The organism is Paenibacillus typhae (assembly GCF_900099765.1).
Lineage (GTDB): Bacteria > Bacillota > Bacilli > Paenibacillales > Paenibacillaceae > Paenibacillus_AQ > Paenibacillus_AQ typhae.
Genome location: NZ_FNDX01000005.1, coordinates 99,703 through 122,926, shown reverse-complemented (window position 1 = coordinate 122,926; position 23,224 = coordinate 99,703). Strand labels below are relative to the sequence as shown.

The 23,224-nt window shown below is 55.8% G+C and carries 22 protein-coding genes; 5 read left to right on the top strand and 17 right to left on the bottom strand.

The window, feature by feature from the left end:
• The first annotated feature begins 2 nt into the window (after positions 1-2).
• Complete coding sequence (locus BLR64_RS06400) at positions 3-443, top strand: DUF6376 family protein (protein WP_090713331.1); 441 nt, start codon at positions 3-5, stop codon at positions 441-443.
• 57 nt (positions 444-500) lie between these two features.
• Here the strand turns inward: BLR64_RS06400 and BLR64_RS06395 are convergent, their stop codons facing one another.
• The 3 genes from BLR64_RS06395 to BLR64_RS06385 form a co-directional block, all read right to left on the bottom strand.
• Complete coding sequence (locus BLR64_RS06395) at positions 501-1,628, bottom strand: PD40 domain-containing protein (protein ID WP_090713329.1); 1,128 nt, start codon at positions 1,626-1,628, stop codon at positions 501-503.
• 86 nt (positions 1,629-1,714) lie between these two features.
• The gene (locus tag BLR64_RS06390) at positions 1,715-3,181 is read right to left on the bottom strand and encodes a sensor histidine kinase (RefSeq protein WP_090713327.1); all 1,467 of its coding nucleotides are present in this window, start codon (positions 3,179-3,181) and stop codon (positions 1,715-1,717) included.
• On the bottom strand, positions 3,178-3,873 hold the full coding sequence (locus BLR64_RS06385) for a response regulator transcription factor (RefSeq protein ID WP_090713325.1): 696 nt from the start codon (positions 3,871-3,873) through the stop codon (positions 3,178-3,180). Before BLR64_RS06385 ends, BLR64_RS06390 begins: the two co-directional genes overlap by 4 nt.
• Positions 3,874-4,142: 269 nt before the next feature.
• Between BLR64_RS06385 and BLR64_RS06380 the strand changes: the two genes are divergently transcribed.
• A complete protein-coding gene (locus BLR64_RS06380) occupies positions 4,143-4,535 on the top strand; it encodes an SHOCT domain-containing protein (RefSeq protein WP_090713323.1) in 393 nt (130 codons plus the stop codon).
• A gap of 127 nt (positions 4,536-4,662) precedes the next feature.
• On the opposite strand, the gene BLR64_RS06375 is transcribed toward BLR64_RS06380, so the two are convergent.
• Complete coding sequence (locus tag BLR64_RS06375) at positions 4,663-5,700, bottom strand: AI-2E family transporter (protein ID WP_090713321.1); 1,038 nt, start codon at positions 5,698-5,700, stop codon at positions 4,663-4,665.
• A gap of 193 nt (positions 5,701-5,893) precedes the next feature.
• On the opposite strand from BLR64_RS06375, the gene BLR64_RS06370 reads away from it, so the two are divergent.
• Entirely contained in the window at positions 5,894-6,733 is an 840-nt protein-coding gene (locus tag BLR64_RS06370; protein ID WP_090713319.1) for an SDR family oxidoreductase, read from the top strand.
• Between the two features lie 344 nt (positions 6,734-7,077).
• Here the strand turns inward: BLR64_RS06370 and BLR64_RS06365 are convergent, their stop codons facing one another.
• The 8 genes from BLR64_RS06365 to BLR64_RS06330 all read right to left on the bottom strand — a co-directional run bounded on the left by BLR64_RS06365 (position 7,078) and on the right by BLR64_RS06330 (position 13,745).
• On the bottom strand, positions 7,078-7,518 hold the full coding sequence (locus tag BLR64_RS06365; protein ID WP_090713317.1) for a hypothetical protein: 441 nt from the start codon (positions 7,516-7,518) through the stop codon (positions 7,078-7,080).
• Positions 7,519-7,533: 15 nt separating this feature from the next.
• Complete coding sequence (locus tag BLR64_RS06360; protein WP_090713315.1) at positions 7,534-8,451, bottom strand: ABC transporter ATP-binding protein; 918 nt, start codon at positions 8,449-8,451, stop codon at positions 7,534-7,536.
• Positions 8,448-9,458 carry an ABC transporter ATP-binding protein gene (locus BLR64_RS06355; protein WP_090713312.1) on the bottom strand — a complete coding sequence of 337 codons (1,011 nt, stop codon included), beginning with the start codon at positions 9,456-9,458 and terminating at the stop codon, positions 8,448-8,450. The genes BLR64_RS06360 and BLR64_RS06355 overlap by 4 nt, the downstream gene beginning before the upstream one ends.
• A gap of 15 nt (positions 9,459-9,473) precedes the next feature.
• Complete coding sequence (locus BLR64_RS06350) at positions 9,474-10,319, bottom strand: ABC transporter permease (RefSeq protein ID WP_090713310.1); 846 nt, start codon at positions 10,317-10,319, stop codon at positions 9,474-9,476.
• A gap of 4 nt (positions 10,320-10,323) precedes the next feature.
• The gene (locus tag BLR64_RS06345; protein ID WP_068727040.1) at positions 10,324-11,274 is read right to left on the bottom strand and encodes an ABC transporter permease; all 951 of its coding nucleotides are present in this window, start codon (positions 11,272-11,274) and stop codon (positions 10,324-10,326) included.
• An 81-nt stretch (positions 11,275-11,355) separates the two neighbouring features.
• The gene (locus BLR64_RS06340; RefSeq protein ID WP_090713307.1) at positions 11,356-12,969 is read right to left on the bottom strand and encodes an ABC transporter substrate-binding protein; all 1,614 of its coding nucleotides are present in this window, start codon (positions 12,967-12,969) and stop codon (positions 11,356-11,358) included.
• A gap of 120 nt (positions 12,970-13,089) precedes the next feature.
• Positions 13,090-13,536 carry a peptidylprolyl isomerase gene (locus BLR64_RS06335; RefSeq protein ID WP_090713305.1) on the bottom strand — a complete coding sequence of 149 codons (447 nt, stop codon included), beginning with the start codon at positions 13,534-13,536 and terminating at the stop codon, positions 13,090-13,092.
• On the bottom strand, positions 13,533-13,745 hold the full coding sequence (locus tag BLR64_RS06330) for a hypothetical protein (RefSeq protein ID WP_090713302.1): 213 nt from the start codon (positions 13,743-13,745) through the stop codon (positions 13,533-13,535). The genes BLR64_RS06335 and BLR64_RS06330 overlap by 4 nt, the downstream gene beginning before the upstream one ends.
• A 223-nt stretch (positions 13,746-13,968) precedes the next feature.
• Here BLR64_RS06330 and BLR64_RS30530 point away from each other — a divergent pair, with 223 nt between their 5' ends.
• A complete protein-coding gene (locus tag BLR64_RS30530; RefSeq protein ID WP_244157627.1) occupies positions 13,969-15,843 on the top strand; it encodes a glycosyltransferase family 2 protein in 1,875 nt (624 codons plus the stop codon).
• Positions 15,844-16,349: 506 nt separating this feature from the next.
• Here the strand turns inward: BLR64_RS30530 and BLR64_RS29965 are convergent.
• From BLR64_RS29965 to BLR64_RS06305, 5 genes are all read right to left on the bottom strand, one after another.
• Positions 16,350-16,532 (bottom strand): hypothetical protein, encoded by a 183-nt coding sequence (locus tag BLR64_RS29965; protein WP_139171921.1) that lies wholly within the window; start codon positions 16,530-16,532, stop codon positions 16,350-16,352.
• Complete coding sequence (clpB, locus tag BLR64_RS06320; protein ID WP_090713300.1) at positions 16,513-19,155, bottom strand: ATP-dependent chaperone ClpB; 2,643 nt, start codon at positions 19,153-19,155, stop codon at positions 16,513-16,515. Before clpB ends, BLR64_RS29965 begins: the two co-directional genes overlap by 20 nt.
• An 81-nt stretch (positions 19,156-19,236) precedes the next feature.
• Complete coding sequence (locus BLR64_RS06315; protein ID WP_167360612.1) at positions 19,237-20,199, bottom strand: DnaJ C-terminal domain-containing protein; 963 nt, start codon at positions 20,197-20,199, stop codon at positions 19,237-19,239.
• Positions 20,200-20,426: 227 nt separating this feature from the next.
• Positions 20,427-20,897 (bottom strand): Hsp20/alpha crystallin family protein, encoded by a 471-nt coding sequence (locus BLR64_RS06310; RefSeq protein WP_090713296.1) that lies wholly within the window; start codon positions 20,895-20,897, stop codon positions 20,427-20,429.
• 185 nt (positions 20,898-21,082) lie between these two features.
• A complete protein-coding gene (locus BLR64_RS06305) occupies positions 21,083-21,649 on the bottom strand; it encodes a GNAT family N-acetyltransferase (protein WP_090713295.1) in 567 nt (188 codons plus the stop codon).
• Positions 21,650-21,750: 101 nt separating this feature from the next.
• On the opposite strand from BLR64_RS06305, the gene pdxR reads away from it, so the two are divergent.
• Positions 21,751-23,190, top strand: coding sequence for a MocR-like pyridoxine biosynthesis transcription factor PdxR (gene pdxR, locus BLR64_RS06300; protein WP_090713293.1), 1,440 nt, complete (start codon positions 21,751-21,753; stop codon positions 23,188-23,190).
• The last annotated feature ends 34 nt before the right edge of the window (positions 23,191-23,224 follow it).

Below are 23,224 nucleotides of genomic sequence, written 5' to 3'. Positions count from 1 at the left end.
AAATGAAGAAATACGGACTAAGCCTGCTGCTGTTCGTCCTGCTGATTGTCCCCGGCTGCGGTTTTGCCGAAAAGGTGGAAAACAGCGTCACCTTTGCTTCTGACACCGCTTCATACATGCAGGCCTTAACCGAATTCGGGCAGGAGATGGAGACGCTGGCGACCGAAGCAGCGACAGATCCGCAGGCCAAAGAGGCTTTGATGGAACGGCTTAATGCCCTGAAGGAACAGATTTCTGATTACGCCAATCTTCAGGTTCCGGAATATGCAGCCGACCTGCACCAGTCGATCACCGGTTATAACGATAAGCTCCAGCAGGGCCTGGATCAGGCCGCAACGAACCTCGAGGAAGGCAAGGCCGCCTTCGAAGCCACAGGCATTCCGGAAACAATCAGCCAGATCAACGGTCTGCTGAACGAGATCAGCCAGCTGATTCCGCAATAAGCAAAAAAACGCCTGCTGTATGAGCGAAAGCCAAACCGCAGGCGCTTTTTATTAACATTATGACAGCCTGATCACATAAGTCGTGAACTCGTACTTGTTATCCTTCAGCACGGAGGCTGAGGCCAGCAGCTTCTTGCCGGAAGGGCTCCAGCGGAGCTGGTCGGCAATCTCAATATCCCCCAGCAGCTGGGTCTGTTCCCCGCTCTCCAGCTCGGTAATGAATACCCCGTTCTGGTCATCCGCCGGATTCTCGGCAGTTAATGAATAAGCCAGCTTGCTGCCGTCCGGTGACCAGCTGGTTCCGAACACCTGCTGACCGGAGGCCAGCTCCGTCTGCTCGTTGCCCTCGCTGTCACAGAGCACCAGCACCATCTCACCCGGCTTCGTCCGCTTTACAATAGCCAGCTTGCTGCCGTCCGGTGACGGAACAACCCAGACTACGCTTTTTTTCAGCACCTTCGGCTGCTTCGAGTCTGTGTCGTAAGCGGTCAGCTGCATATCCTCGCCGGTCACATAGTAGACGATGCTGCCCGACTGCACTACCTCGTGCACATACGGTAAGCCGGGGTCCACAACGCTCTCTTTTGCCCCCTGTACATCCGTTCTGTAAATAACTCCATCCATCCCCGGGAAAATTACATGTCCGTCGTCTGCCCACTCCCCCTCTTCAATCCGGAACGGTGCTTCATCCACCGGGACAGAAGTGCCTGATTCCAGAGTCATGATGTAGCCAAGGCCGACGATATCCTCCGCTTCCTTATACAGGAGATACTGCTTGTCGGGAGACAGCTGAACAGCGCCATAATTCTTATCTCCTTCCACAAGCCCTGCCTCCTCCCCGGAGGAAAGATTGTGCTGATACAGATTATGCGGGTAACGCTCGATGCCTTCAATTATTTGCGGGGCAAGGCTCCGGTTCTCTTTGTCTACTGCAATGACATCTTCGCTGATCCAATCCAGGCCGCGAACGCCCTCCACCTTATCTATGCCTTCCAGCTGGAGCCTTGTGTATACAGATTCACTGGTATTATCCATCACCGTAATCTTTGTACCGGCCTTCTCAATGATCTGCCGTGCCTCTGTTTCCCCTGAACGGCATGCCGTCACAGACAGTATTACAGCCAGGCCCGCCACTGCCAGCAGCCCCGTACGAAGAATCCCCTTGCCGCCCGCTTGTCTGCTCATGATCGCTTCCCCCTACAATGTTGATGCACCCAGAATACCCGAAAGTTATTTCCAAACCGCCGCAGGATGTTTCCAACTTGTAAACTTTAGTTCACCAGCGGAAAAGAAAGCCGGAACGCCGAACCCGTGCCCTCTGTCTCAAGCAAAACAATACTGCCTCCCTGCTTCTCCACCAGATTACGCACCAGTGACAGCCCGAGCCCGGTGCCGCCTGATGCGCGGGCCCGGTCACGGTTGACCGTATAGAACGGCTCGAAAATTTTGTCCCGCGCCTCTGCCGGAATCCCGATGCCGGTATCGCTGACTGTAATCTCCACCTGTTCCCCGTGCACCTCGCTATGCAGGTTGACTGCCCCATCCGGAACATTATATTTGATTGCATTATCGATCAGATTGATGAAAATATGCATGAAGCTTTCTCTATCGATCCAGATATGCGCAGGCTCTGCCTCAAGGGTTATCGTCAGCCCGAACCGCTCAGCCTTGCCGTTCATCCGGCCGCAAATATCGCGCAGCACCTCGGATACTTCAAGCAATTCTGCCTGTGATTCAAAATCATATTTCTCCAGCGCAGTCAGCTGCAGCACTTTGTCCACCATTTCGTAGAGCCGCTCCGTCTCCTTGGCAATGTTGGTCTTGGCCTCAGACAGCAGCTTGGGGTCATCGTCATACATGTTGAGCAGATCCACATAAGCCTTGATCGAGGTCAGCGGCGTCTTGAACTCATGGCTGATATTACCGATATACTGCTTCTGCTGCTGCTCCAGCGCCTGAAGCTTGGTTACGGCGAGCTGCAGCTTGCGCCGCTCCTCATCCTTGGCGGCGATGCTGGATTCAATCTCCCGGCTCATAAAATAAATCCCCTCCGCCAGCTCGCCCAGCTCATCCTTGCGCTTCACCGGCGGAGCGGAGATATATTCGGCGTGGCGGATTGATTCCGCCGCCTTTTTCAGCCGGCTGATCGCCGCCGCCGCACGGCTGAAATACAAATAACCGGTGATGAAGCTGAGCAGCAGCACAGCCGCACCGGTTGTCAGGAACAGATTGCGGAGCGTCTGCTGGAAGGCCTGGGCGCTCTTCAGCGAATACTGCAGCTGCACTACACCCATCTGTGCCTCAGGGCCCTGCAGCGGGGCCAGATACAGCAGCTTGTCTCCCTTGCTCTGATAGGCGACCTTGTCCTGGAGTGCATAAGCCAGTGCATCCGCTGTGCCTGGATTTCCGGACGAAGGCACACCCTGCACCGAGGTTCCTACCTGCCCGCCCTCCGCATCATACAGCGTGACTTCGAGGCCGGTAAAGCCGGCCAGCTCAGCGGCCAGCTCACGGCCTCGCCGCTGCAGGAACTGCTGCGGTTCAAGGCGTGCGCCGGTATAATAAGCCTGCTTTACACGCAGATTGACCGTTTTGACATGCTGGGCGAGCGAGACTTCCGCCTGTACCTGCTCATTGCGCTCCACCCCGCGCAGCACTAAATAGCTCAGCACGCTGACCGCCAGAATGAGCAGAAGCCCCAGAAACAGGCTGAATTTCAGCTTGATGCTGAATCTCATGGGTAGCCCCCTGCCGGCACCGCTTTATAGCCGACCCCGTACACGGTCTGGAGCATGTTCTGGTAGGGCTCGCCGAGCTTTTTGCGCAGCCGCTGGATATGGATATCCACCGTGCGGGTGCCGCCGGCATAATCCATCTCCCAGACCTGCTCGAGCAGCTCCTCCCGCATATACACACGCTGCGGGTGGGAGAGCAGCAGAAGCAGCAGATCAAATTCCTTCGGCGTCAGCTCCAGCTCCTCGTTCCTGAGCTCAGCCGAACGCCGCTCGGGGTACAAGCGCAGCTCCCCGTATTCGAGCAGCTCAGCGGGAGTCTCGCCTGTCTTCTTCTCCAGCCTGCGCAATAGCGCCTTTACCCGGGCCAGCAGCTCGCGGATTTCGAACGGCTTTGTCATATAATCATCTGCACCCAGCTCCAGGCCGACGATTTTATCGACAATATCATTTTTGACCGTCAGCAGAATAATTCCGATATCATCGCGGTCCTCAAGCCGCCTGCACACATCATAGCCGCTCAGCTTCGGCATCATCACATCCAGCACCAGGGCGTTCGGCCGGAAGGTCTGCACCTTGGAGAGCGCCTCCTCGCCGTCCCCTGCCGTATCTACCTCATAGCCCTCCCGGCGGAGTGCGTAGGCAATTGCGCTCGAAATACTCTGTTCATCGTCGACTACCAGCACTTTTTTATTCACGGGCGGTTCACCCCTTACCCTTATGGTTTATTTACTATCTGGCCCTGCTTCTCTTAATAACCGTCATTAACTGTTCTGCGTTCCTCCTGACAGTATACCTTGGTTCATCGCCCGGACCCAAGCGGAGCGCCATTATTTAGGTAATCTTTAACCGGACTTAAGCTTAGCCTCAGCTTTGCCGGTTATAATGCACTTAAGCATTCTTATCCTAGCTGACCCAGCCTATGACCCCTTACCGATATATTACATTATGAAATGAGGATATTTACATGAATATAAAACGAGTGATGATTGTCGGGACAATGATTGTCGCCATGTCTTTTGGTGGAACCGCCTGGGGCAGAACCGCCGCCCTTGCCTTACCGGTAGCCAAATGGTCCACTTCGACCCCGGTGGCTGACAAGGATGAGCTGCTGGACGCGCTGAATCAGTCCTCGGAAGAAGAGCTGTATGAGTCGTTATATGAGGGCAAATCCCTTAAAGATATCGCAGCAGAAAATGGCGGCAATATCGACAGTGTCATTAACCTGCAGATTGCCCAGCTGACGGAACAGCTGGATTTGCGTCTGGCTAGCGGCAGCATCACGGCTGAGCAGTATACAGCCCAAAAGGCCGAGCTGAGAGAGCTTGTAACACAGAGCGTAGCAACCACCTTCGGCTGATCCGGATACTTAGAGCTAGCATTCCCGTACTTAAGCCGAACCTATTAATAAACATGCAAAAAAGGCAGCCCGGCGGAAAGCTTCTGCTTACGGGTTGCCTTTTCTTATATATGCAGTTCACTTCCGGTTATTTCAGGAGCTTGGCAGGCTCATCACGGGTAATTTCCAGAATGTCCAGGAAGAATACAAAGATCGGAATCCCGAGGATCAGTCCCCATACGCCAATATAATGCTCCGAGAAGAGCAGCACGATAAAGGTGTAGAACATCGGCAGATTCATCTTCGAGGACATCAGCTTCGGATTGAGGAAATAGCCCTCCATAAAGTGCAGCACGGCAATCATAGCCAATACATAGATGACCATTTCCAGCCCGCCGATATTATAGCCGATAATACAGAGCGGAACCAGCGAGATGACAAAGCCGACTACCGGGATCAGGCTGAGCAGGAAGATCATGATCGAGAGCGCAAACAGATACGGAAACGGTGCAAAGAACATGCCCAGGATCCATAATCCGACAACAGTGAAGAAGGTATTGAACAGTGCGATCAGGATTTGTGCCTCAATAACCTTACCGAAGGAGGAAATGAATTTTTTGCCGAAATACTCAAGCTCGACGTAGAACCAGGAAATCTTGCTCTCTCTCAGGCGGGAAGTAAAGCTGACAATGCGGCCTTTTTCCAGGATGAAAACAAAGCTCAGAATGGTGGATAATACGAAGGTGGTACCCCAGTTGCTGATTTTGAACACATAATCGATCCCGCCCTTGAGGTAGGACTCATAATTGAGCTCCTTTAGCGTTTTGAACAGATACTGGGTAATCTCGTTTTGCGGAATGTCTGCAGAGGACAAATTTGTTAAATAAAAGGTTAATTGCTTGACTTGCTCGAACACTTTGGGCAAATATTTAACCAGGGCAAGCACAATCATCGCGATCAGCGCCAGGTACAAAATAACAATAATGACCTTGCTGTTCACTTTGATAAACTTGCTGATCCGCTTCGTCAGCAGAACCTGAAAGCTGTTCATCACATAAGCAATCAAAAACGTCAGAAGCACCAAATTAAGCATATCTCTGATACTGTAGAGCAGCAGACCGATCAGCACCAGAATTCCAAAGCGCCGGACCGTCAAATTTGCATAATAACGCTTAAACACTTCCATTGTTCCTCTCCATTCGCTTACAACTATAGACTCCTTTATAGTCTACCGTAATGAAAACGATCCTACAACATAAGGTGTCCGCAAAAACACGCAAAAATGCAGTCTTTATGTAAACTTAAGAAAACTGCACCCGCTTTATGCTGCAATGTGTAAAAATTTGTAACTCATCTTTTTTTCAGGAGGCAAAAGGAATATGGGAAAAATCATCTGCATTACCGGTGCATCCTCCGGGATCGGCCTGGCTACGGCTCTTCGCTTCGCCCGGGAAGGGTGGACTGTCTATGCCGGGACACGCAATCCGGAGCGGGATCAGGAGCTGTACCGTGAGGAAAATAATCTGCATTTCGTGCAGCTGGAGGTTACCGATCCGGCCAGCATCCAGGCTGTCATTGACCGGATTACGCTTGAGCAGGGCTCGCTGGATGTGCTGTTTGCCAATGCCGGCTTCGGCTATCTCCGGGCCCTCGGCCAGGCGCCGGCGGAAGATATTCACCGCGTATTCGACACCAATGTGTACGGGGTGATGCATACCATCCGGGCGGCGCTGCCGCTGCTGCGTTCGAGCGGATATGCACATATTGTCGCCACTTCAAGTGTAGGCGGGCTTGTCGGCCAGCCGATGAACGAAATTTACTGTGCCAGCAAGTTTGCGGTGGAGGGGCTGCTCGAAAGCCTGGCTACCTATTACAAGCCGCAATTCAACATTGATGTAACCCTGCTGGAGCCGGGAGCCATTGCTACCGAATTCACCAAAACGGTGATGGGTCATGTAGCGGGCACCGGCGGTATTCTGGAGGATGAGTATAAGCCGGTAATCGATAACTACACCGCAGCCTTTCTGCAGCGCAATGTGGAGCCGCAGACAGCGGAGTCCGTAGCGGACGTGATGTGGGAGCTGGTGCATATGGAGACCAAGCCGGTGCGTATCCGCACTTCAGAGCGGGCGGAAGCCTTTGTAGCCCATAAAGTAAGCACGGACCCTACCGGGCTTAACGGTGTGCTCAGCACCCGTAAGATTCAGCTGAATATGTAGCTCCTCTTTTCTCCCCAAATGGCGTTTGCGGTCCTAAATAAGTGGTGATTTTCCCACTAAGGAATGAAAATGTTGTTAAATCAAGGAATTAGGTGGCGAAAATCCAACTAAATGGCGGGGACCTGCAGGTGCAGCTTACCACACTTTCCTAATATTCCGTTGGCGCGCCTTTCAGAATGCTGCTTATAAAGCCGTAGGATTAACTGTAGACCGCCTCCTTCCCTTAGTCTATTCCATGCAACCCCGGCTGTGTTTATCCCTGTTTCCTGTTACCGCAACACAAATGTAATATAAACAGCCCCCCGGCATCATTGCGGAGGGCTGATCTTCTATTTAATAAGCAGTTACCGCTGGACCGGTTCAATCCGGTAAACGCCGTCCGTCTGCGGATCAGCGGGACTGATCTGCCAGCCGAAGGACAGAACCTGCTCTACACGGGTTCTTTCATCGGCAGTCAAATCAGCTTCAACCGCTTCCCTGCCTTCTTCCAGCTCCAGCTTCGGCTCTTTGCCGAGCGCAACCTGAACCCAGCTGCGGATACCGCGGATGGTGTTGTATTTGATCTGGTACCCTTCGGTTACAGCCTGCCGGTACTCCTCCGGCTTCTCTGCCGCAAAGGCAGCCAGCTGCTTATAATCGAATTCAAACGGGCTGTTATCCTCCGGCAGCTCTGCTGCGGAAGTGATCCCGAGCAGCTGCTCATCCGTCCAGCCCTGTCCGCGCAGCGATTCAAGCAGCAAGGCATCCCATTGCGATAATTTGACTTTATTCACTGATTCCGTCATCTCATTACCTCCTGTTTATTCCTTGAAATCGTAAGCTACAAAATGGCCCGGGCTTACTTCCTGCAGCGGTGCTGCCTCACCCTCGCCCCGGGAGACGGAGAAGCCGTCCAGATGAATCCGCTCAGTCGCCTTAAGCGGGTCTGTCTCCAGAATGGAGGACAGCAGTGCTTTGGTGTACGGATGAAGCGGGTTGTCATACAGCTCATCGCTGTCCGCAACCTCAACCAGCCGCCCGCCGTACATAACGCCGATCCGGTCGGAAATATGCCGGACCATTGACAGGTCATGGGCGATGAACAGATAGGTCAGCCCGAACTCGGCCTGCAGGTCCTCCAGCATGTTGACCACCTGGGCCTGGACGGAGACGTCGAGCGCCGAGATCGGCTCATCGCAGACGACGAACTCCGGCCGTACCGACAGCGCTCTGGCAATGGAAATCCGCTGGCGCTGCCCGCCGCTGAACTCATGCGGGTAGCGGTACAGATGCTCCCGTTTCAGGCCTACCTTTTCCAGCAGCGCAGCTACCGCTTCCTTGCGCTCATCCCCCTGGTATACACCATGAATCTTCATCGGCTCGCTGATCAGATCCAGCACATTCAGACTGGGGTTCAGCGAGGAGTACGGGTCCTGAAAAATCGACTGAATCCGTCTGCGGAACGGCTTCAGCTGCTTCTCGCCCAGACGGCCGAGCGGCTGACCGTCGAACGACACCTCACCGGCCGTATAATCGTACAGCCGGAGCAGGCAGCGCCCGACCGTTGACTTGCCGCTGCCCGACTCGCCGACCAGCCCGAAGGTCTCTCCGCGGCGGATCTGGAAGCTTACGCCGTCCACTGCCTTCAGCACAGATGTATCGCGTCCGCGCAGGTCCTTGCCCTTGGAGAAGTGCTTTTTCAGATTATTTACATCTACTAATATCTTGCTCTCGCTCACTGTGTAACGCCTCCTTCCACAGCCGGTGCTACCGGCTGCGTGCCATCCGCCAGCCAGCACATCGAGCGGTGTCCGGGCGACAGCTCGGTCACCGGCGGGCGCTGGCTGCAGCGCTCAAAGGCATGCGGGCAGCGCTCCATGAACGGGCAGCCCGGAGGCGGGTTCAGCAGATCGGGCGGTGTACCCTCGATCGGAATAAGCCGCTCACGCGAGCCGCCGCCGCGCTTCGGAATCGAGCGCAGCAGCCCTTGCGTGTACGGGTGCTGCGGGCGGTAGAAGATGTCTTCTACCGTCCCCTCCTCCATGACCAGTCCGCCGTACATAACGACAACCCGGGTGCAGACCTGTGCAACCACACCGAGGTCGTGGGTGATCAGCGCGACTGCGGTATCCGATTTGCCCTTCAGCTCCTTGAACAGGTCGAGAATCTGCGCCTGAATGGTCGCGTCCAGCGCCGTGGTCGGCTCATCGGCGATCAGCAGCTCCGGCTGGCAGGAGAGCGCCATCGCAATCATGACCCGCTGGCGCATTCCGCCGCTGAATTCATGCGGGTACTGGTTCAGCCGCTGCTCAGGGTCACGGATGCCGACCTGGCGCAGCATCTCCGCCGCTTCCTTATTGGCTTCCGCCTTATTTAATCCGCGGTGTCTGCGGATGACTTCCGTTAATTGCTGGCCGATTTTCTTGACCGGATTCAGCGAGGTCATCGGGTCCTGAAAGACCATCGCAATCCGGTTGCCGCGCAGCTTCCGCCACTCTTTTTCCGGAAGCCCGGTCAATTCCTTGCCTTGAAAACGAATCCTGCCGGAGGTGATCCGGCCCGGCGGGGTAATCAGCGACATGATCGCTTTGGCAGTTACACTTTTACCGCTGCCGGATTCTCCGACTATGCCGACGGTCTCGCCTGCATGGATATGGAAGCTCACACCCCGCACAGCCTGATTCTCACCGTCACGGGTGGAGAACGATACCTGCAGATCCTCAACAGAGAGCAGCCGCTCACTCATGATGTCTTCACTCCCTTATCTCCGGATCAGCTTAGGTTCAAAGCCGACCCGTAAAATATCGCCCAGCACATTGAAGCTCAGCACTGTCAGCAGAATCATCAGCCCCGGGAACAGCGCCAGATAGGGCGCCTGGGCAATATAGCCCTGGGCGCTGTTCAGCATGCTGCCCCAGGTGGCGTTCGGCGGCTGTACACCGAAGCCGAGGAAGCTCAGCGAGGATTCCATCATAATGGCTGAAGCAATGTTGTTCGTTGCCCCTACAATCGTTACCGGAATCAGGCCCGGCAGAATATGCCGCCAGATGATGCCGGAAGCGCTCTGGCCTGAGGCCTTGGCGTACAGCACATATTCACGTTCCTTGATCGTCAGGGTCTCCGCCCGGATGACGCGGGCCACGCTCATCCACATCAGCAGGGCAATAATAATGATGATATTGCCGACGCTCGGCTTCAGGAACACGCTGAGCAGCAGCAGAATCAGAAAGGAAGGAATCGACATAATAATATCCAGCATCCGCATCAGCAGATTATCCAGCCAGCCGCCGAAATAGCCGCTGATAACGCCTACGGCCACGCCGATTACGGTGGCAACAATCATTGAAGCAAAGCCGACCAGGAGGGAGACGCGTCCCCCGTAGAGCGCGCGCGCCAGATAATCGCGGCCGTAATCATCCGTCCCGAACCAGTGGGCGCTGCCCGGCGGTGTCAGCCTGTTCATCGCGTCCATTGCATTCGGATCATGGCCGGACAGAAAGGCAAAAATCGCCCCCAGCGTAAAGACAACCAATATAATGAGCGCGGCGACACCCAGACCGTTCGTAAACAGCTCAGACTTCAGGTTTTTCCATTTACTGCGATTCATGAGGTCACCCCTTTAATTTGATGCGCGGATCTACAAAGCTGTAGAGAATATCCGCAGCCAGATTGCCGATGATCAGCATCAGCGACGAGAACAGCGTAATGCCCATAATGACCGGATAATCCATCCCCCGGACGGCCGTCATCCCCAGTGAGCCGATACCCGGCCAGCTGAAGACCGTCTCCGTCACGATGGCTCCGGCTACGAGATCGCCCATAGACATACCGAGCAGCGTGATAACCGGAAGCAGCACATGCTTCAGGACATGCCGGAACAGGATCGTCGATTTCTTTGACCCGAAGGCATACTGAATCTGCACATATTCTTCCTTGAGCTGCCCGATTGTGCTGGAGCGGATATAGCGTACGTAGGTTGCCAGGAAGCCGAAGGCCAGGACAGTGCAGGGCAGTATGCCGTGCTTCAGCACGTCAACGGCCGATTCTACGCCAATCGTGCGCATGCCCATGCTCGGCAGCAGGTGCAGCTTGATCGCGAACAGGTACATCAGCAGAATCGCCAGCCAGAACAGCGGAACGGATATGCCGATGTAGGCAATCAGATTAACCAGCTTATCCACCCAACGGTTGCGGTTCGCTCCGGCAATCAGGCCGAGCGGAACCGCCAGCAGCACGGCCAGCGCAATCGCGCTGCCCATCAGGCCCGCTGTAGCAGGCAGACGCTCCAGAATCTGATCCAGCACCGGCTGGTGGTTAACCAGGGAATAGCCGAAATTGCCCTGAACGAGCTCGCCCAACCAGATAAAATATTGAATATAGGCCGGTTTGTCCAAGCCGAGGTTATGGCGGATCCGCTCGATATCATCGGCATGCATATTAGGTGTAACAAAGGACAGCACCGGATCTCCCGGCGCCAGCTTAATCATGGCAAAGCAGACAACCGATACGAAAAACAGCATCGGAATAGTCTGTGCAAGCCTGCGGACGATGAGTTGTCTCATACGCGATTCTCCCAGCTCATGATCGGCAAAAAAATAAGCTGGAGGTCCAGCTTATTTTTGCCGTGCTTATTTTGTATTATTTTATTTCAGATAGATCTTGGACAGGTCTTCGAAAATAACGACCGGCTTCAGGACAGCTTCGTCGATGCCGCCGTAGTTTTTGGATACAGCTACAACAGTCTTAGTATAAGCGATCGGATAGATTGGTGCATCCTCAGCAATGGTTTCCTGAACCTGCTTGTAGATCTCGCCGCGTTTGGTTGCATCCGCTTCGCTGGCACCTTCATTCAGCAGCTTATCTACTTCAGGATTCGAGTAATGCGAGTAGTTGGAAGAAGCGCCTGTTGTGAACAGAATGCGGTATGCATCCGGGTCATAGCCCATAATGTAACCGGTCAAAGCCAGCTCATAATCAGTAGCCTTCAGGTCGATGAACTTCTGTACCCATGCGGAGGAATCCATGTTCTGCAGTTCAACCTCAACGCCGATTTCCTTCAGCTTCTGCTGAACATACAGGGAGATAGCCTCCTGTGCCTTGTTGCCGCTCTGCACGATATATCTCAGCTTCAGGTTGCTTTCGCCGGCAGCTGCCAGAAGTTCCTTAGCTTTTGCAGCATCATTATCAAAGGTGGTTACGTCATTGGTGAAGTACAGGGCATCCGGGGTCAGGAACGACTTGGCCGGATCTGCATATTCACTGGAGGTGTACGCCGTCTGGATCAGCTCATCGCGGCTGAGGGCCAGGGACAGCGCCTGACGGACTTCTTTTTTGGCAAGTGCGCCGGTATCGCTGTTCGCATTGAACATCAGATAAGCCAGACGGCCTTCGCTGTAAGGCAGAATTTCAAAGTTATTGGTTGCCTGAATCGTTGCTACATCTTTAGGATCAAGGTACTGCACATTGATTTCGCCGTTCTGCAGGGCCAGATTAGCCGCGTTGGCATCCTTGGCAATACGGTACGTTACGGAATCCAGATGCGGCTTGCCGCCGAAGTAGTTATCAAAACGCTCCAGGGTCAGATACTCGCCCGCTTTGTACTCTTTGAATTTGAATGGACCGGAGCCTACAGGAGCAGCATTCTTCGTGCTCTTCTCGATGTCGGCTTCATTCTCGAAGATATGCTTCGGAATCGGGGATACCTGCACCAGGGTTGCTTCGAACGCCGGGCTGACCTGCGGAAGCTTGAACTCAACCGTCAGATCATCCACCTTGGTAGCTGTGATCGGCTGGTCGTTGATCAGGAAGTTAGCGCGCAGGAAGCTGTTCTGCTTCTCGTCCAGAATGCTGTCGATCGTGAATACCACGTCATCAGCAGTCAGCTTTTCGCCGTCATGCCAGGTCAGGCCATCCTTCAGCTTCAGTGTGTAAGTCAGGTTATCTTCCGATGGGGTCAGGCTTTCTGCCAGGTAAAAGGTCTTCTCTCCATTGTTCACCTGGAACAGCGGCGCGTACAGCGCCTGGTCAATAGTCAGGCTGACACGGTCGCCTGCGTAGTTCGGATTCAGCACCTGCGGATCGGAAGCCACTCCGATAATCAGGCTGCCTCCATCTTTCGGTTCTGTGCTGGCAGCTGCTTCAGTAGCCGCCGGAGCTGCGTTTGTATTGGTCGATGCCGCGTTGTTTCCGCCGGAGCATGCGCTAATCAAAAATGTTAACAGCATTAGAACGGCAATTCCGGATAACCCTCTTTTCATGTCTCTCTCTCCTCCATGTTGTGAGCAATATCACTTTCTGTTTCTGAATTATATATCGGAATACTCGGAATTACAATCATTGATTTTTTTCATAAATGTTATTTTGAGGAAACTCATCCTTTACTCTTCCTCCGGCCTGCTGTCCCACACGCGGATCTCCTGTATAACGTCCCCGCGCTTGAGCGCGTCCACATGCTCCATGCCGTCGGTCACACCGCCAAATACCGTATGCCACGGGTCCAGATAATCAAAGGTGTCATAGCAGATAAAAAACTGGCAGCTGCCTGTATTCGGCCCGAAATGCGCCATCGACAGCGCCCCGCGCACATGCTTGTGAGGATTGTTCTGCGTTTCACAGGGAATCTTCTCCGTACCGCCGCGTCCCGTCCCATCCGGGCATCCGCCCTGGGCCACGAAATTCCGGACTACCCGCTGAAAGGTCAGACCATTATAGAAGCCGCTGTTCGCCAGCTTTTCAAAATTGGCCACTGTCCCGGGTGCATCCTGCTCATATAGCTCCAGCCCGATAACCTGCCCTTTTTCCAGCGTAATCGCCGCCCGCTTCATACAGTATCCTCCACCTGCCGGGGCTTGCGGAGGCTGCCGAACTGAACGATCGTCTTGGCCGCCTTCTCCGGTGCGTAGATCTCTTCTATGTCCTCATCCAAAAGCGCCCTGTACTGCCCCTCTGCATCATTCCAGTACACCTCGGCGCGCGGATTCATCGCCAGCAGCAGCTTGATCAGCTGCTCCACCTTCAGGGGTGACTGCTCCATTTCCCCCACTCCCCTCATCGCTATGTAAGATTCAAGTCTGCCTATGCGGTATTGTACAACAGCCTTTCTCAAAGCACCAATCCATAAATTTCCTTGCAGCTGCAAAAAATCAGGATTAGTCTAGTACTTCTCTCAATATATTGAATACATATATTTCATATCATCTATTTGCATATACGAGGGGATGTACAATTATGATAACCCTGCACTGGAGTGCCCGGCCATGAGTGAGACGAAAACCCGCGTGCTGCTCGGCAGCCCGATTCATCAGAAGCCCCAAGTCCTGGAGCACTTCCTGAATTCCCTTCTGCGCCTCCGCCGTGACGGAATAGCGCTGGATTTTTATTTTATCGATGACAACGGGGATAGTGCCTCCAGCCTGCTGCTGCAGCAGTTCGCCCCGCCCGGCAGTGAGGTTTTTCTGCAGTCCTCGGGCTTCCATGATGCCTATATCCGCAATGACACTACCCATTACTGGAACTCCGATCTGGTCTGGAAGGTGGCCGGGTTTAAAAATCTGATGATCCGCCGGGCCGACGCCTTTGGCTATGACCATCTGTTCCTGATCGATTCCGATCTGATCCTCCACCCCGGTACCCTGCTGCATCTGATCGGGACGGGAAAGGATATTATCTCGGAGGTCTTTTGGACCCAGTGGCAGCCCGGTACGATGCTGCAGCCGCAGGTCTGGATGCATGATGAATACAACCAGTGGGAGATCCTGCCCGGGGAGAAGCCCAGCCAGGCGGAGATTAACCGGCGGTTTCACGCCTTTTTGGCCAAGCTGCAGCTGCCGGGAATATACGAGGTAGGCGGTCTTGGCGCCTGCACCCTGATCAGCCGCCGGGCGATCAGCTCCGGGGTCAGCTATGATATGATCCGCAACATCTCGTATTGGGGCGAGGACCGCCATTTCTGCATCCGGGCCGCTGCACTCGGCATCCCGCTGTATGTGGATACCCACTACCCGGCGCTGCATTTGTACCGGGACAGCGACCTGGAGAAGGTCGCGGATTATATCCGGCAGACGACAGCAGAGCCGGCGGCAGGCGGTGGAAGCGGGCCGGAGGACGGCGGTGCGGACGGGGCTGGCCGGGGCGCTGCGGCGGGCGGAGCCGGTACAGCCCACAGCGGTGACACGTTAAGCGGGGGCAAGGCGGATGGCCTTGGCACAGCTGACGGGAGTAGGGGCAAGGCGGATGACGGAGTTGACACGGCTGACGGGGGCGGAAGCAACGGCGCTGCTGCGGAACCGCCGCTGGAGCGGGAGGCTGCGTCCGCTGACGGGTTATGGTCTGCGGCAGAGGCTGAAGAGCGGCTGCGTAAGGCTTCCCCCGCGGACAGCAGTCCGGACGGTACGGCGGAACCGGCGGCAGCCGGAGATGTACCGCCGGCAGCCAGACGGCCCAAGCTTACGCTGACGATGATTGTCAAAAACGAGAGCCGGCGCTTCCTGCGGCAGGTTTTGCAGGAGCACCGCAAATATATTGACGAGGCCGTCATTATTGATGACGGCAGCACCGACAATACGGCCGACATTTGCCGTGAAGTGCTGCATGGCATCCCGCTTCATCTGGTGCGTAATGACATCTCCAAATTCCATAACGAAGCTGAACTGCGCATGCAGCAGTGGGAGGAAGTTGTCAAAACCAATCCCGAATGGATCTTAAGCCTTGATGCCGACGAGGTATTTGAAGACCGGTTCGCCCGCGACATCGGGCTTCTGCTGCAGGAGGAGAGCTGCGACCTGTTCTGCTTCCGGCTGTATGATTTCTGGGACGACAACCATTACCGCGAGGACAACTATTGGCGCTCCCACCAGAGCTACCGGCCGTTCCTGCTGCGTTACCGGGAGGAGTTTGCCTATGTCTGGAATGACACACCGCAGCACTGCGGCCGGCTGCCGGAGAATATATTCGAGCTGCCCCATCAGCTCAGCAACCTGCGGCTAAAGCATCTGGGCTGGTCCAGGCCGGAGTACCGGCTCGATAAGTACCTGCGCTACATGCTGCTGGACCCCGACGGCCAATACGGCTGGAAGGAGCAGTATCAGTCCATCCTCGACCAGCAGCCCAAGCTGGTCCCTTGGGTGGAATGACAGCCAGCCACGTATCGCTTAATTCGGCGGACCAATCATCCTAATCTGCAGCCTAGCTGCACTCTGTGCAACTATTCCCAACCAAAATAAGCCCGCAGCAGCACTTAATTGCAGTCTGTGCAATTAAAAGTCCGCCTGCGGGCTTTTTGGGCTGAAAACTCCAGGAATAGCTGCACGGAGTGCAGTTATATCTTGAAAAGCATATTTTCCAGCCCATTTAGTTGTATGAAAGAGACAATTTCATAAACATTTTTTACCATGAAATAATCGTACCTTTTTTCGTGTTTGATGAGCATTAATGTCACAACAACAGTTATTTCCGAACAATAAATGATTTTCGCTATAAGATTGTGCGTGTAAATATGGTGATATTTGAATTATGAAATTGTCTATGAAATGCAGCTATTCCTCATGGAGACTACTGGAATGTACGTCCCCTCCGGCGCTTCCCCAGCGAGTTCAACTATTCACTACAATAGAAAGCAGGAATCTCCTTGCCATAGAAGTCAGAACAACCCGCCGTCTCCAGCTCCCGGCCTGTAGCCTGCGGCTGCTCTCCAGCCGGGCAGGCGCAGGCTACGATCACCAGGCGGGGAGCCGCAAATATCCGCTGGATCAGCAGCGGGCAGCCGTAAACCCGCTACAATCACCAGCTGGCCATAAGCCCGCTCACGCCTTGCCCACAGCACCGGCAGGCTCCGGCTGCCGGATAGCAACGCTCAGTTTGCCGGCCGCTTCATCGACGGAAAGCACCGAGCCTTCCTCCGCCTGCCCGGCGATCAGCGCCCGCGCGACCGGTGTCTCCAGGCTGCGCTGGATGAACCGTTTGAGCGGTCTGGCCCCGTATACCGGGTCGAAGCCCTCCTTGGCGATGAAGCGCACAGCGGCATCGCTAAGCGTAAGCCCGATGCCGCGCTCAGCAAGGCGAAGACGCAGGCCGTCAGCCAGCTTGACGACAATCTGGCCGATTTCCGCCATCGTCAGCGGTTTAAACATGACGATGTCGTCCACCCGGTTGAGGAATTCCGGACGGAAATGGCCGCTCAGTTCCTTCATTACACGGTCCTTGACCGCCTGGGTAAGATCACCGTTGTCATCCGTACCCTGAATCAAGTGCGGTGAGCCAATGTTCGAGGTCATGATGACGATCGTGTTCTTGAAATCGACAATCCGTCCCTGCGAATCGGTCAGCCGACCGTCATCGAGCAGCTGCAGCAGGATGTTGAACACATCCGGGTGAGCCTTCTCGACCTCATCCAGCAGGACAACCGTATACGGCTGGCGGCGGACCGCCTCGGTGAGCTGGCCCCCTTCCTCATAGCCGATGTAGCCCGGAGGCGCGCCCACGAGACGGGAGACGCTGTGCTTCTCCATGTACTCCGACATGTCGATGCGGATCATGCCGTCCTCCCGGTCGAACAGCGAGACCGCCAGCGCCTTCGCCAGCTCGGTCTTGCCGACCCCGGTCGGCCCGAGGAACAGGAACGAACCGATCGGACGGTTCGGGTCCTTGATCCCGGCCCGGGCACGCAGCACGGCATCGGCCACCAGCGAGACGGCCTCCTCCTGGCCGACAACCCGCTCATGCAGCGTCTCCTCCAGCCGCAGCAGCTTATCCCGTTCGCCTTCTACGAGCCTGCTGACCGGAACGCCGGTCCAGCGGGACACGATATCGGCGATCTCCTCCTCCGTCACGGCTTCGCGCAGCAGCCGGCTCTCCTGATCCTGCTGCGCCGCTTCCTCCGCAGCCTTAACCTGCTTCTCCAGCTCCGGGATGATACCGTAGCTGAGCTCAGCCGACTTGTTCAGGTCGTAGATCTCTTGGGCGTCGACCAGATCCTTGCGGGCCTGCTCCAGCTTCTTCTTCAGGTCACGGATGCCCTGGATGGCAGACTTCTCCTTCTCCCAGCGGGCGGTCATGGTGAGATGCTTCTCCCTCAGATCGGCCAACTCCCGCTGCAGATTCTCCAGCCGGCGGGCGCTGGCGTCGTCTGTCTCCTTCTTGAGCGCCGCTTCTTCAATCTCCATCTGCATCAGACGGCGGGTAACCTCATCCATCTCGCCCGGCATCGAGTCAATCTCGGTGCGGATCATCGCGCACGCTTCGTCCACCAGATCAATCGCCTTATCCGGCAGAAAGCGGTCGGTGATATAACGGTTCGACAGCACGCCCGCAGCGACCAGGGCGCTGTCATGGATTTTGACCCCGTGATGCACCTCGAACCGCTCTTTCAGCCCGCGCAGAATGGAGATGGTGTCCTCAACGTCCGGCTCACTGACCAGCACCTGCTGGAAGCGGCGCTCCAGCGCCGGGTCCTTCTCGATATACTTGCGGTACTCATCCAGCGTGGTTGCCCCGATACAGTGCAGCTCCCCGCGGGCCAGCATCGGCTTCAGCATATTGCCGGCATCCATCGCGCCTTCCGTTTTGCCTGCGCCGACGATGGTATGCAGCTCGTCGATAAACAGGATAATCCGCCCGTTGCTCTCACGGATTTCCTTGAGCACGGCCTGCAGCCGCTCCTCAAACTCGCCCCGGTACTTCGCACCGGCGACCAGAGCGCTCATATCCAGCGAAAAAATCGTCTTGTCTTTTAGTCCCTCAGGCACATCCCGGCGGACAATCCGGTGGGCCAGACCTTCGACGATCGCCGTCTTCCCGACCCCCGGCTCCCCGATCAGCACCGGGTTGTTCTTGGTCTTGCGGGAGAGGATGCGGATCACCCGGCGGATTTCACCGTCACGTCCGATGACGGGGTCGATTTTGCCGGCCCGTACCTCGGCAACCAGATCACGGCCGTACTTCTCCAGCACCTCGTAGGTGGCCTCCGGCTCCCGGCTGGTCACCCGCTGGTGGCCGCGGATCTCCGCCAGTACAGCCAGCAGCCTGTCGCGCGTAATGCCGCGGCTCGTAAACAAGCCGCGCAGCTCCCGGTTGCCGCTGCCCGTATCCGACACCATCGCCAGCACGGCATGCTCTACGGCCACGAACTCGTCGTGCATCGCGGCCGCTTCCTTCTCCGCCTGCTCCAGCACTTCAATTAAGGAGGCTGATGCATAGCGCCTCATGGTACCTGCGCCCGAGCCTCTCACGCTCGGCTTCCGCTGCAGCAGCTCCTCGGTACCGCGCAGCAGCTCGGCTGCCGGAACATTCAGCTTCTGCAGCAGCCTTGGCAGCAGGCCCTCCTGCTGCTGGAGCAGCGCCTTCAGCAGATGGAGATTGTCGATCTCCTGATGCCCGGCGGCTGCCGCCAGTGATTGTGCTGCAGCGACCGCTTCCTGCAGCTTCTGGGTTAACTTGTTGAAATCCATATGCCTTCATCACCTTTCATGGGAGAAACGATTCCTTATACTGTTCGATCCTTATTCCTTCTATAATCATTACCCGGCCGGTCAGCCCCTAGCCGCATTGTGCCGCCGTTTCCCGCTGCTGCCGCGCTTTACTCCGGCCTGATAGCCGCTTGCATCTGCCAGCTTCCGGTAGAGCGCCTTCTCCGCCTCTCCGGTTTCGGCCGGAATGACAATCTCCATGCGGAACAGGATATCGCCGTTCGTTCCGTTCTGGCGCTTCAGTCCCTTGCCCGGAATGCGCAGCGTGTGGCCGCCTGCCGTTCCGGCCGGGATCTTCAGCCTGATGCTGCTGCCGTCAGGCAGCGGCGCTTTGGCTTCTCCGCCAAGCACCGCCTGCCATGGCGCAATTTCAACCGTGCCGTGCAGATCCTCTTCCTGAGTGTCGTAGATAGGGTGCGGCGCAAGCTGCAGGACGATCAGCAAATCGTCGCTCTGGCCGGACCCGCCGGGAACACGGATGACAGTTCCCTCGGCTGAGCGGGGCGGAATGCTGACCGTCACCTCCCGGCCCCCGACCTGCACAGTCACATTGCCGCCCTTATAGGCCTGCTCAAGCGTAATCTCCAGCTGGGCCTGGGCTATTCCCTGCCCGCCGCCAAAACCGCCGAAAAAGTCAAACCCCGCCCGGTCCGCCGCACCCCGGCTGCCAAAAAACATCCCGAACAGATCGTCTTCGTCTATTCCGCTGCCCGAAGCGGAATAAGCACCGCCCCGGCCTGCCCCGAACGCAGACTCCCAGCCGGACTGCCGGCCCGATGACGGACCGCCGGCACGCCAGCCCCCGGCAGCCCCATAGCGCAGCTCCTCATCATAAGCCGCCCGCTTCTCTTCATTGCCCAGTACCTCGTAGGCTTCCGCGGCTTCCTTGAATCTGGCCTCAGCCTCCGGAGCCTTGTTCACATCGGGATGCCACTGCTTCGCAAGCCTCTGGTAAGCCTTTTTAATCTCCTGCTTGCCCGCCTGCCTGCTTACGCCCAGCGCATCGTAGTAATTTTTGGCCGCCAAGGCGATCCTCTCCTTTCCAAGACTCTGCATGTCATGTCATCTCTTTCAGTTTATTCAGAAAAGACGCACTATAGCCGGTATCCCCACTACAATGCGCCTTTGTATGAACTGCTATATTAAAAGCCTGGTGAAGCCGCTGATGCTGCGGAGCTCAGAGGGGACATCCGGCATAAAGTCGCAGTCCCGCACCCCGTACTTCTTCAGCACTCCGCGCAGACTTGGACAGCTTATTGAAGCTGTTGCCCGGCGTTTCCGTCATCCTGAATTTCGATCCGCTTGCCGGCTGGTTTTTGCCGCTTGGGCACTTCAAGTCTCAGCAGCCCGTCCTTCAGTGAAGCCCGGATCTCATCCCCGTTAATATCCTGCACATAGAAGCGGCGAACATATTCACCATAACGGCGTTCCCGGCGCACAACCTGCTGGTCTTCATTTTCCCGGCTGCTCTCTTCCTTGCGCACCGCCTTGATCGTCAGATAAGGACTCGAATAATCAATGTCGATATCGTCCTTGCTGAAGCCCGGCAGTTCAGCCTCAATCAGATAGGCCTGCCCGCTCTCGCGGATGTCTGTCCGGAAAGACAGGGCGCTGCCGCCGGTCATCGGGGCAAAAAACTCATCATTAAAGACATCATGTAAAGACTTTGTGAGTGCACCGAATACATCATCTCTGCGTTTTCCAAAAGGGACCAAATCAAACATGTTTCATTCTCCTCTCTTTGACTTTTGTTTGTTGTTTTGACTTTGACTTTATTTGATCTTTCTTATGGCTTTATTATAGCGTGCTCCCGGCGCAGGCTCAAAACCGGAAAAAACCGAAAAACCGGGAAATTCCGGCATTTCGGCTTGTTCTTCAAAGCTTATTTTTACCATTCAACTTATTTGACCTATTTTGACCTTTGTTGTACATATCGCTCGCGGTACTCCTGCTCCAGCATGCTCATCATTACTACATCATGGTACTCATGATTATAAAAAAGCGTCTGCCGCCGCACGCCCTCCCGTACAAAGCCGACACTCTCGTAGACATGCTCGGCACGGCTGTTGAAGGTATAGACCTCCAGCTCAATCCGGTGCAGATTCAAAATGCCAAAGCCGTACTCCAGCATCAGCAGCAGCGCCTCCCGCCCGTATCCCCGGTTCTGATGCCGCTCTTCACCGATAGCCAGCCGCAGATTGGCGGTCCGGTTGCCCCGGTCCATATCCTGTATGGCGATATCGCCGATGACCTCATCGTTCTCTTTAAGGGCAATCAGCAGCAGCACCCCGCTGTCATCTCCCGCCTTGCGGTCGATATAGGCACTGATCTGCTCTTTGTTGATGTGCTTCTGCGTTCCCGTAAGCCTGCGTGTCTCCTCGCCGAAAAACATATGGTAATATACCTCGGCATCCTCCCCGTTCAGCGGGCGCAGATACACCCGTTCTCCTGTCAACAAACCTGAATGCTTGCCCATTATGTCATCCCCTGTCTTCATTAATAGCTCTATGGTATTACAGATCTGTATTCTGTAAAATATACAAAACAAGCTAATTTTAAAGGACAGATGAGAACCCTATGCTGATAAACCCCATGCTTAGCGAAGACCGCAAACTTCCGTATTATATCCAGCTGTATGACTATTTCAAAAAAGAGATTCTCGGCGGCGCACTGCCTGCAGGCACACGCCTGCCCTCCATCCGCGCCCTGGCCGGACAGCTGAATATCAGCGCCACTCCGGTCGAGCTGGCCTACCAGCAGCTGGTTTCTGAAGGTTTTATCGCCAGCCGGCCGCGCAGCGGGTATGCTGTACAGCCGATGCATATGCTCAGCGGCAGAGCCGCCGCTGAAGATGTCGAAGCAAGCCGGAAATCCCTGCCTGCTCCGCCGATTACGCCCCGTGACCCGCAGCATTACCTGTATGATTTTCATATCTCCAAAAATGATTTTTCGCTGTTTCCCCGCAAAATCTGGCGCAGCCTCTTTCAGGAGCAGCTGGCCAATCCCGACCTGCTGCAGTATGGCGACCCGCAGGGCGAGCCGGCTCTGCGCGGCAGCATTGCTGCTCATCTGCGGCAGTTCCGCGGGCTGCGCTGCACACCGGAGCAGGTCGTGATCGGCGGTGACCAGCATCTGCTCTGCACGCTGCTGTGCCATATCCTGCCCGGCAGTAACCGGCGGCTCGGCATCGAAGATCCGGGCTACCATCTGCTGCCGGCCGCTTTTTCCAGAAACAGCTATGAGATCATTCCGGTTCCCCTGCAGGAAGACGGGCTTGATATAGAACTGCTGCGTGCCAGCGGCGCCGGCGCTGCATACATTTCACCATCCCACCAGTTTCCGTGCGGGATGATTATGTCCATAGCCAAGCGCCATGCCCTGCTGGACTGGGCAGGGGCCACAGGCGGCTATATCATAGAAGATGATTACGACGGCGAATTCCGTTATCACGGCAGGCCGGTTCCCTCGCTGCAGGGGCTTATGGAGAACAGCCGGGTGATCTACATGGGCAGCTTCGCCCAATCGGTTGCCCCGGCCTTCTGTGTACACTACATGGTGCTGCCGGAGGAGCTGCTCCCGGCTTACCGTAACCTGGCTAGAGAGCTGTACCTGGAGCACTCCGCTTCGCGGCTGAACCAGATCGCGCTGCATTATTTCATGGAGCGCGGGCATTTCGCCAGACATCTGCGGCGGATGCGGCTGCTTTACCAGAAGAAGCATGATGCTCTGCTGCAGGCCATCCAGCTATACTTCGGGGAGCAGGCGGCATTACGCGGGCAGGGAGCAGGCTTTCACCTTCTGCTCCGGCTGAACCGCGAAAATGACGCACGCCTGCTGGCAGATACAGCTGCGGCCGCCGGAATCCGCGTGACCCCGATGTCGTATACGTGGTGGGGGCAATCCGGAGCAGAGGCGCACAGGAACGACGCCCCTGAGTTTATTCTGGGCTTCGGGGCTATCCCGGAAGAGCGGATCGGCGAAGGCATCCGCCGGCTGGCCGAGGTATGGCTGGGCTGAACAGACCGCCCAACTTGCTGCGTCCCATCATCTT

Coding starts and splice junctions, on each gene's coding strand:
- BLR64_RS06400 (WP_090713331.1), top strand. CDS start 3: ATGAAGAAATACGGACTAAGCCTGCTGCTGTTCGTCCTGCTGATTGTC.
- BLR64_RS06395 (WP_090713329.1), bottom strand. CDS start 1,628: ATGAGCAGACAAGCGGGCGGCAAGGGGATTCTTCGTACGGGGCTGCTG.
- BLR64_RS06390 (WP_090713327.1), bottom strand. CDS start 3,181: ATGAGATTCAGCATCAAGCTGAAATTCAGCCTGTTTCTGGGGCTTCTG.
- BLR64_RS06380 (WP_090713323.1), top strand. CDS start 4,143: ATGAATATAAAACGAGTGATGATTGTCGGGACAATGATTGTCGCCATG.
- BLR64_RS06375 (WP_090713321.1), bottom strand. CDS start 5,700: ATGGAAGTGTTTAAGCGTTATTATGCAAATTTGACGGTCCGGCGCTTT.
- BLR64_RS06370 (WP_090713319.1), top strand. CDS start 5,894: ATGGGAAAAATCATCTGCATTACCGGTGCATCCTCCGGGATCGGCCTG.
- BLR64_RS06365 (WP_090713317.1), bottom strand. CDS start 7,518: ATGACGGAATCAGTGAATAAAGTCAAATTATCGCAATGGGATGCCTTG.
- BLR64_RS06355 (WP_090713312.1), bottom strand. CDS start 9,458: ATGAGTGAGCGGCTGCTCTCTGTTGAGGATCTGCAGGTATCGTTCTCC.
- BLR64_RS06350 (WP_090713310.1), bottom strand. CDS start 10,319: ATGAATCGCAGTAAATGGAAAAACCTGAAGTCTGAGCTGTTTACGAAC.
- BLR64_RS06345 (WP_068727040.1), bottom strand. CDS start 11,274: ATGAGACAACTCATCGTCCGCAGGCTTGCACAGACTATTCCGATGCTG.
- BLR64_RS06340 (WP_090713307.1), bottom strand. CDS start 12,969: ATGAAAAGAGGGTTATCCGGAATTGCCGTTCTAATGCTGTTAACATTT.
- BLR64_RS06335 (WP_090713305.1), bottom strand. CDS start 13,536: ATGAAGCGGGCGGCGATTACGCTGGAAAAAGGGCAGGTTATCGGGCTG.
- BLR64_RS06330 (WP_090713302.1), bottom strand. CDS start 13,745: ATGGAGCAGTCACCCCTGAAGGTGGAGCAGCTGATCAAGCTGCTGCTG.
- BLR64_RS30530 (WP_244157627.1), top strand. CDS start 13,969: ATGAGTGAGACGAAAACCCGCGTGCTGCTCGGCAGCCCGATTCATCAG.
- clpB (WP_090713300.1), bottom strand. CDS start 19,155: ATGGATTTCAACAAGTTAACCCAGAAGCTGCAGGAAGCGGTCGCTGCA.
- BLR64_RS06310 (WP_090713296.1), bottom strand. CDS start 20,897: ATGTTTGATTTGGTCCCTTTTGGAAAACGCAGAGATGATGTATTCGGT.
- BLR64_RS06305 (WP_090713295.1), bottom strand. CDS start 21,649: ATGGGCAAGCATTCAGGTTTGTTGACAGGAGAACGGGTGTATCTGCGC.
- pdxR (WP_090713293.1), top strand. CDS start 21,751: ATGCTGATAAACCCCATGCTTAGCGAAGACCGCAAACTTCCGTATTAT.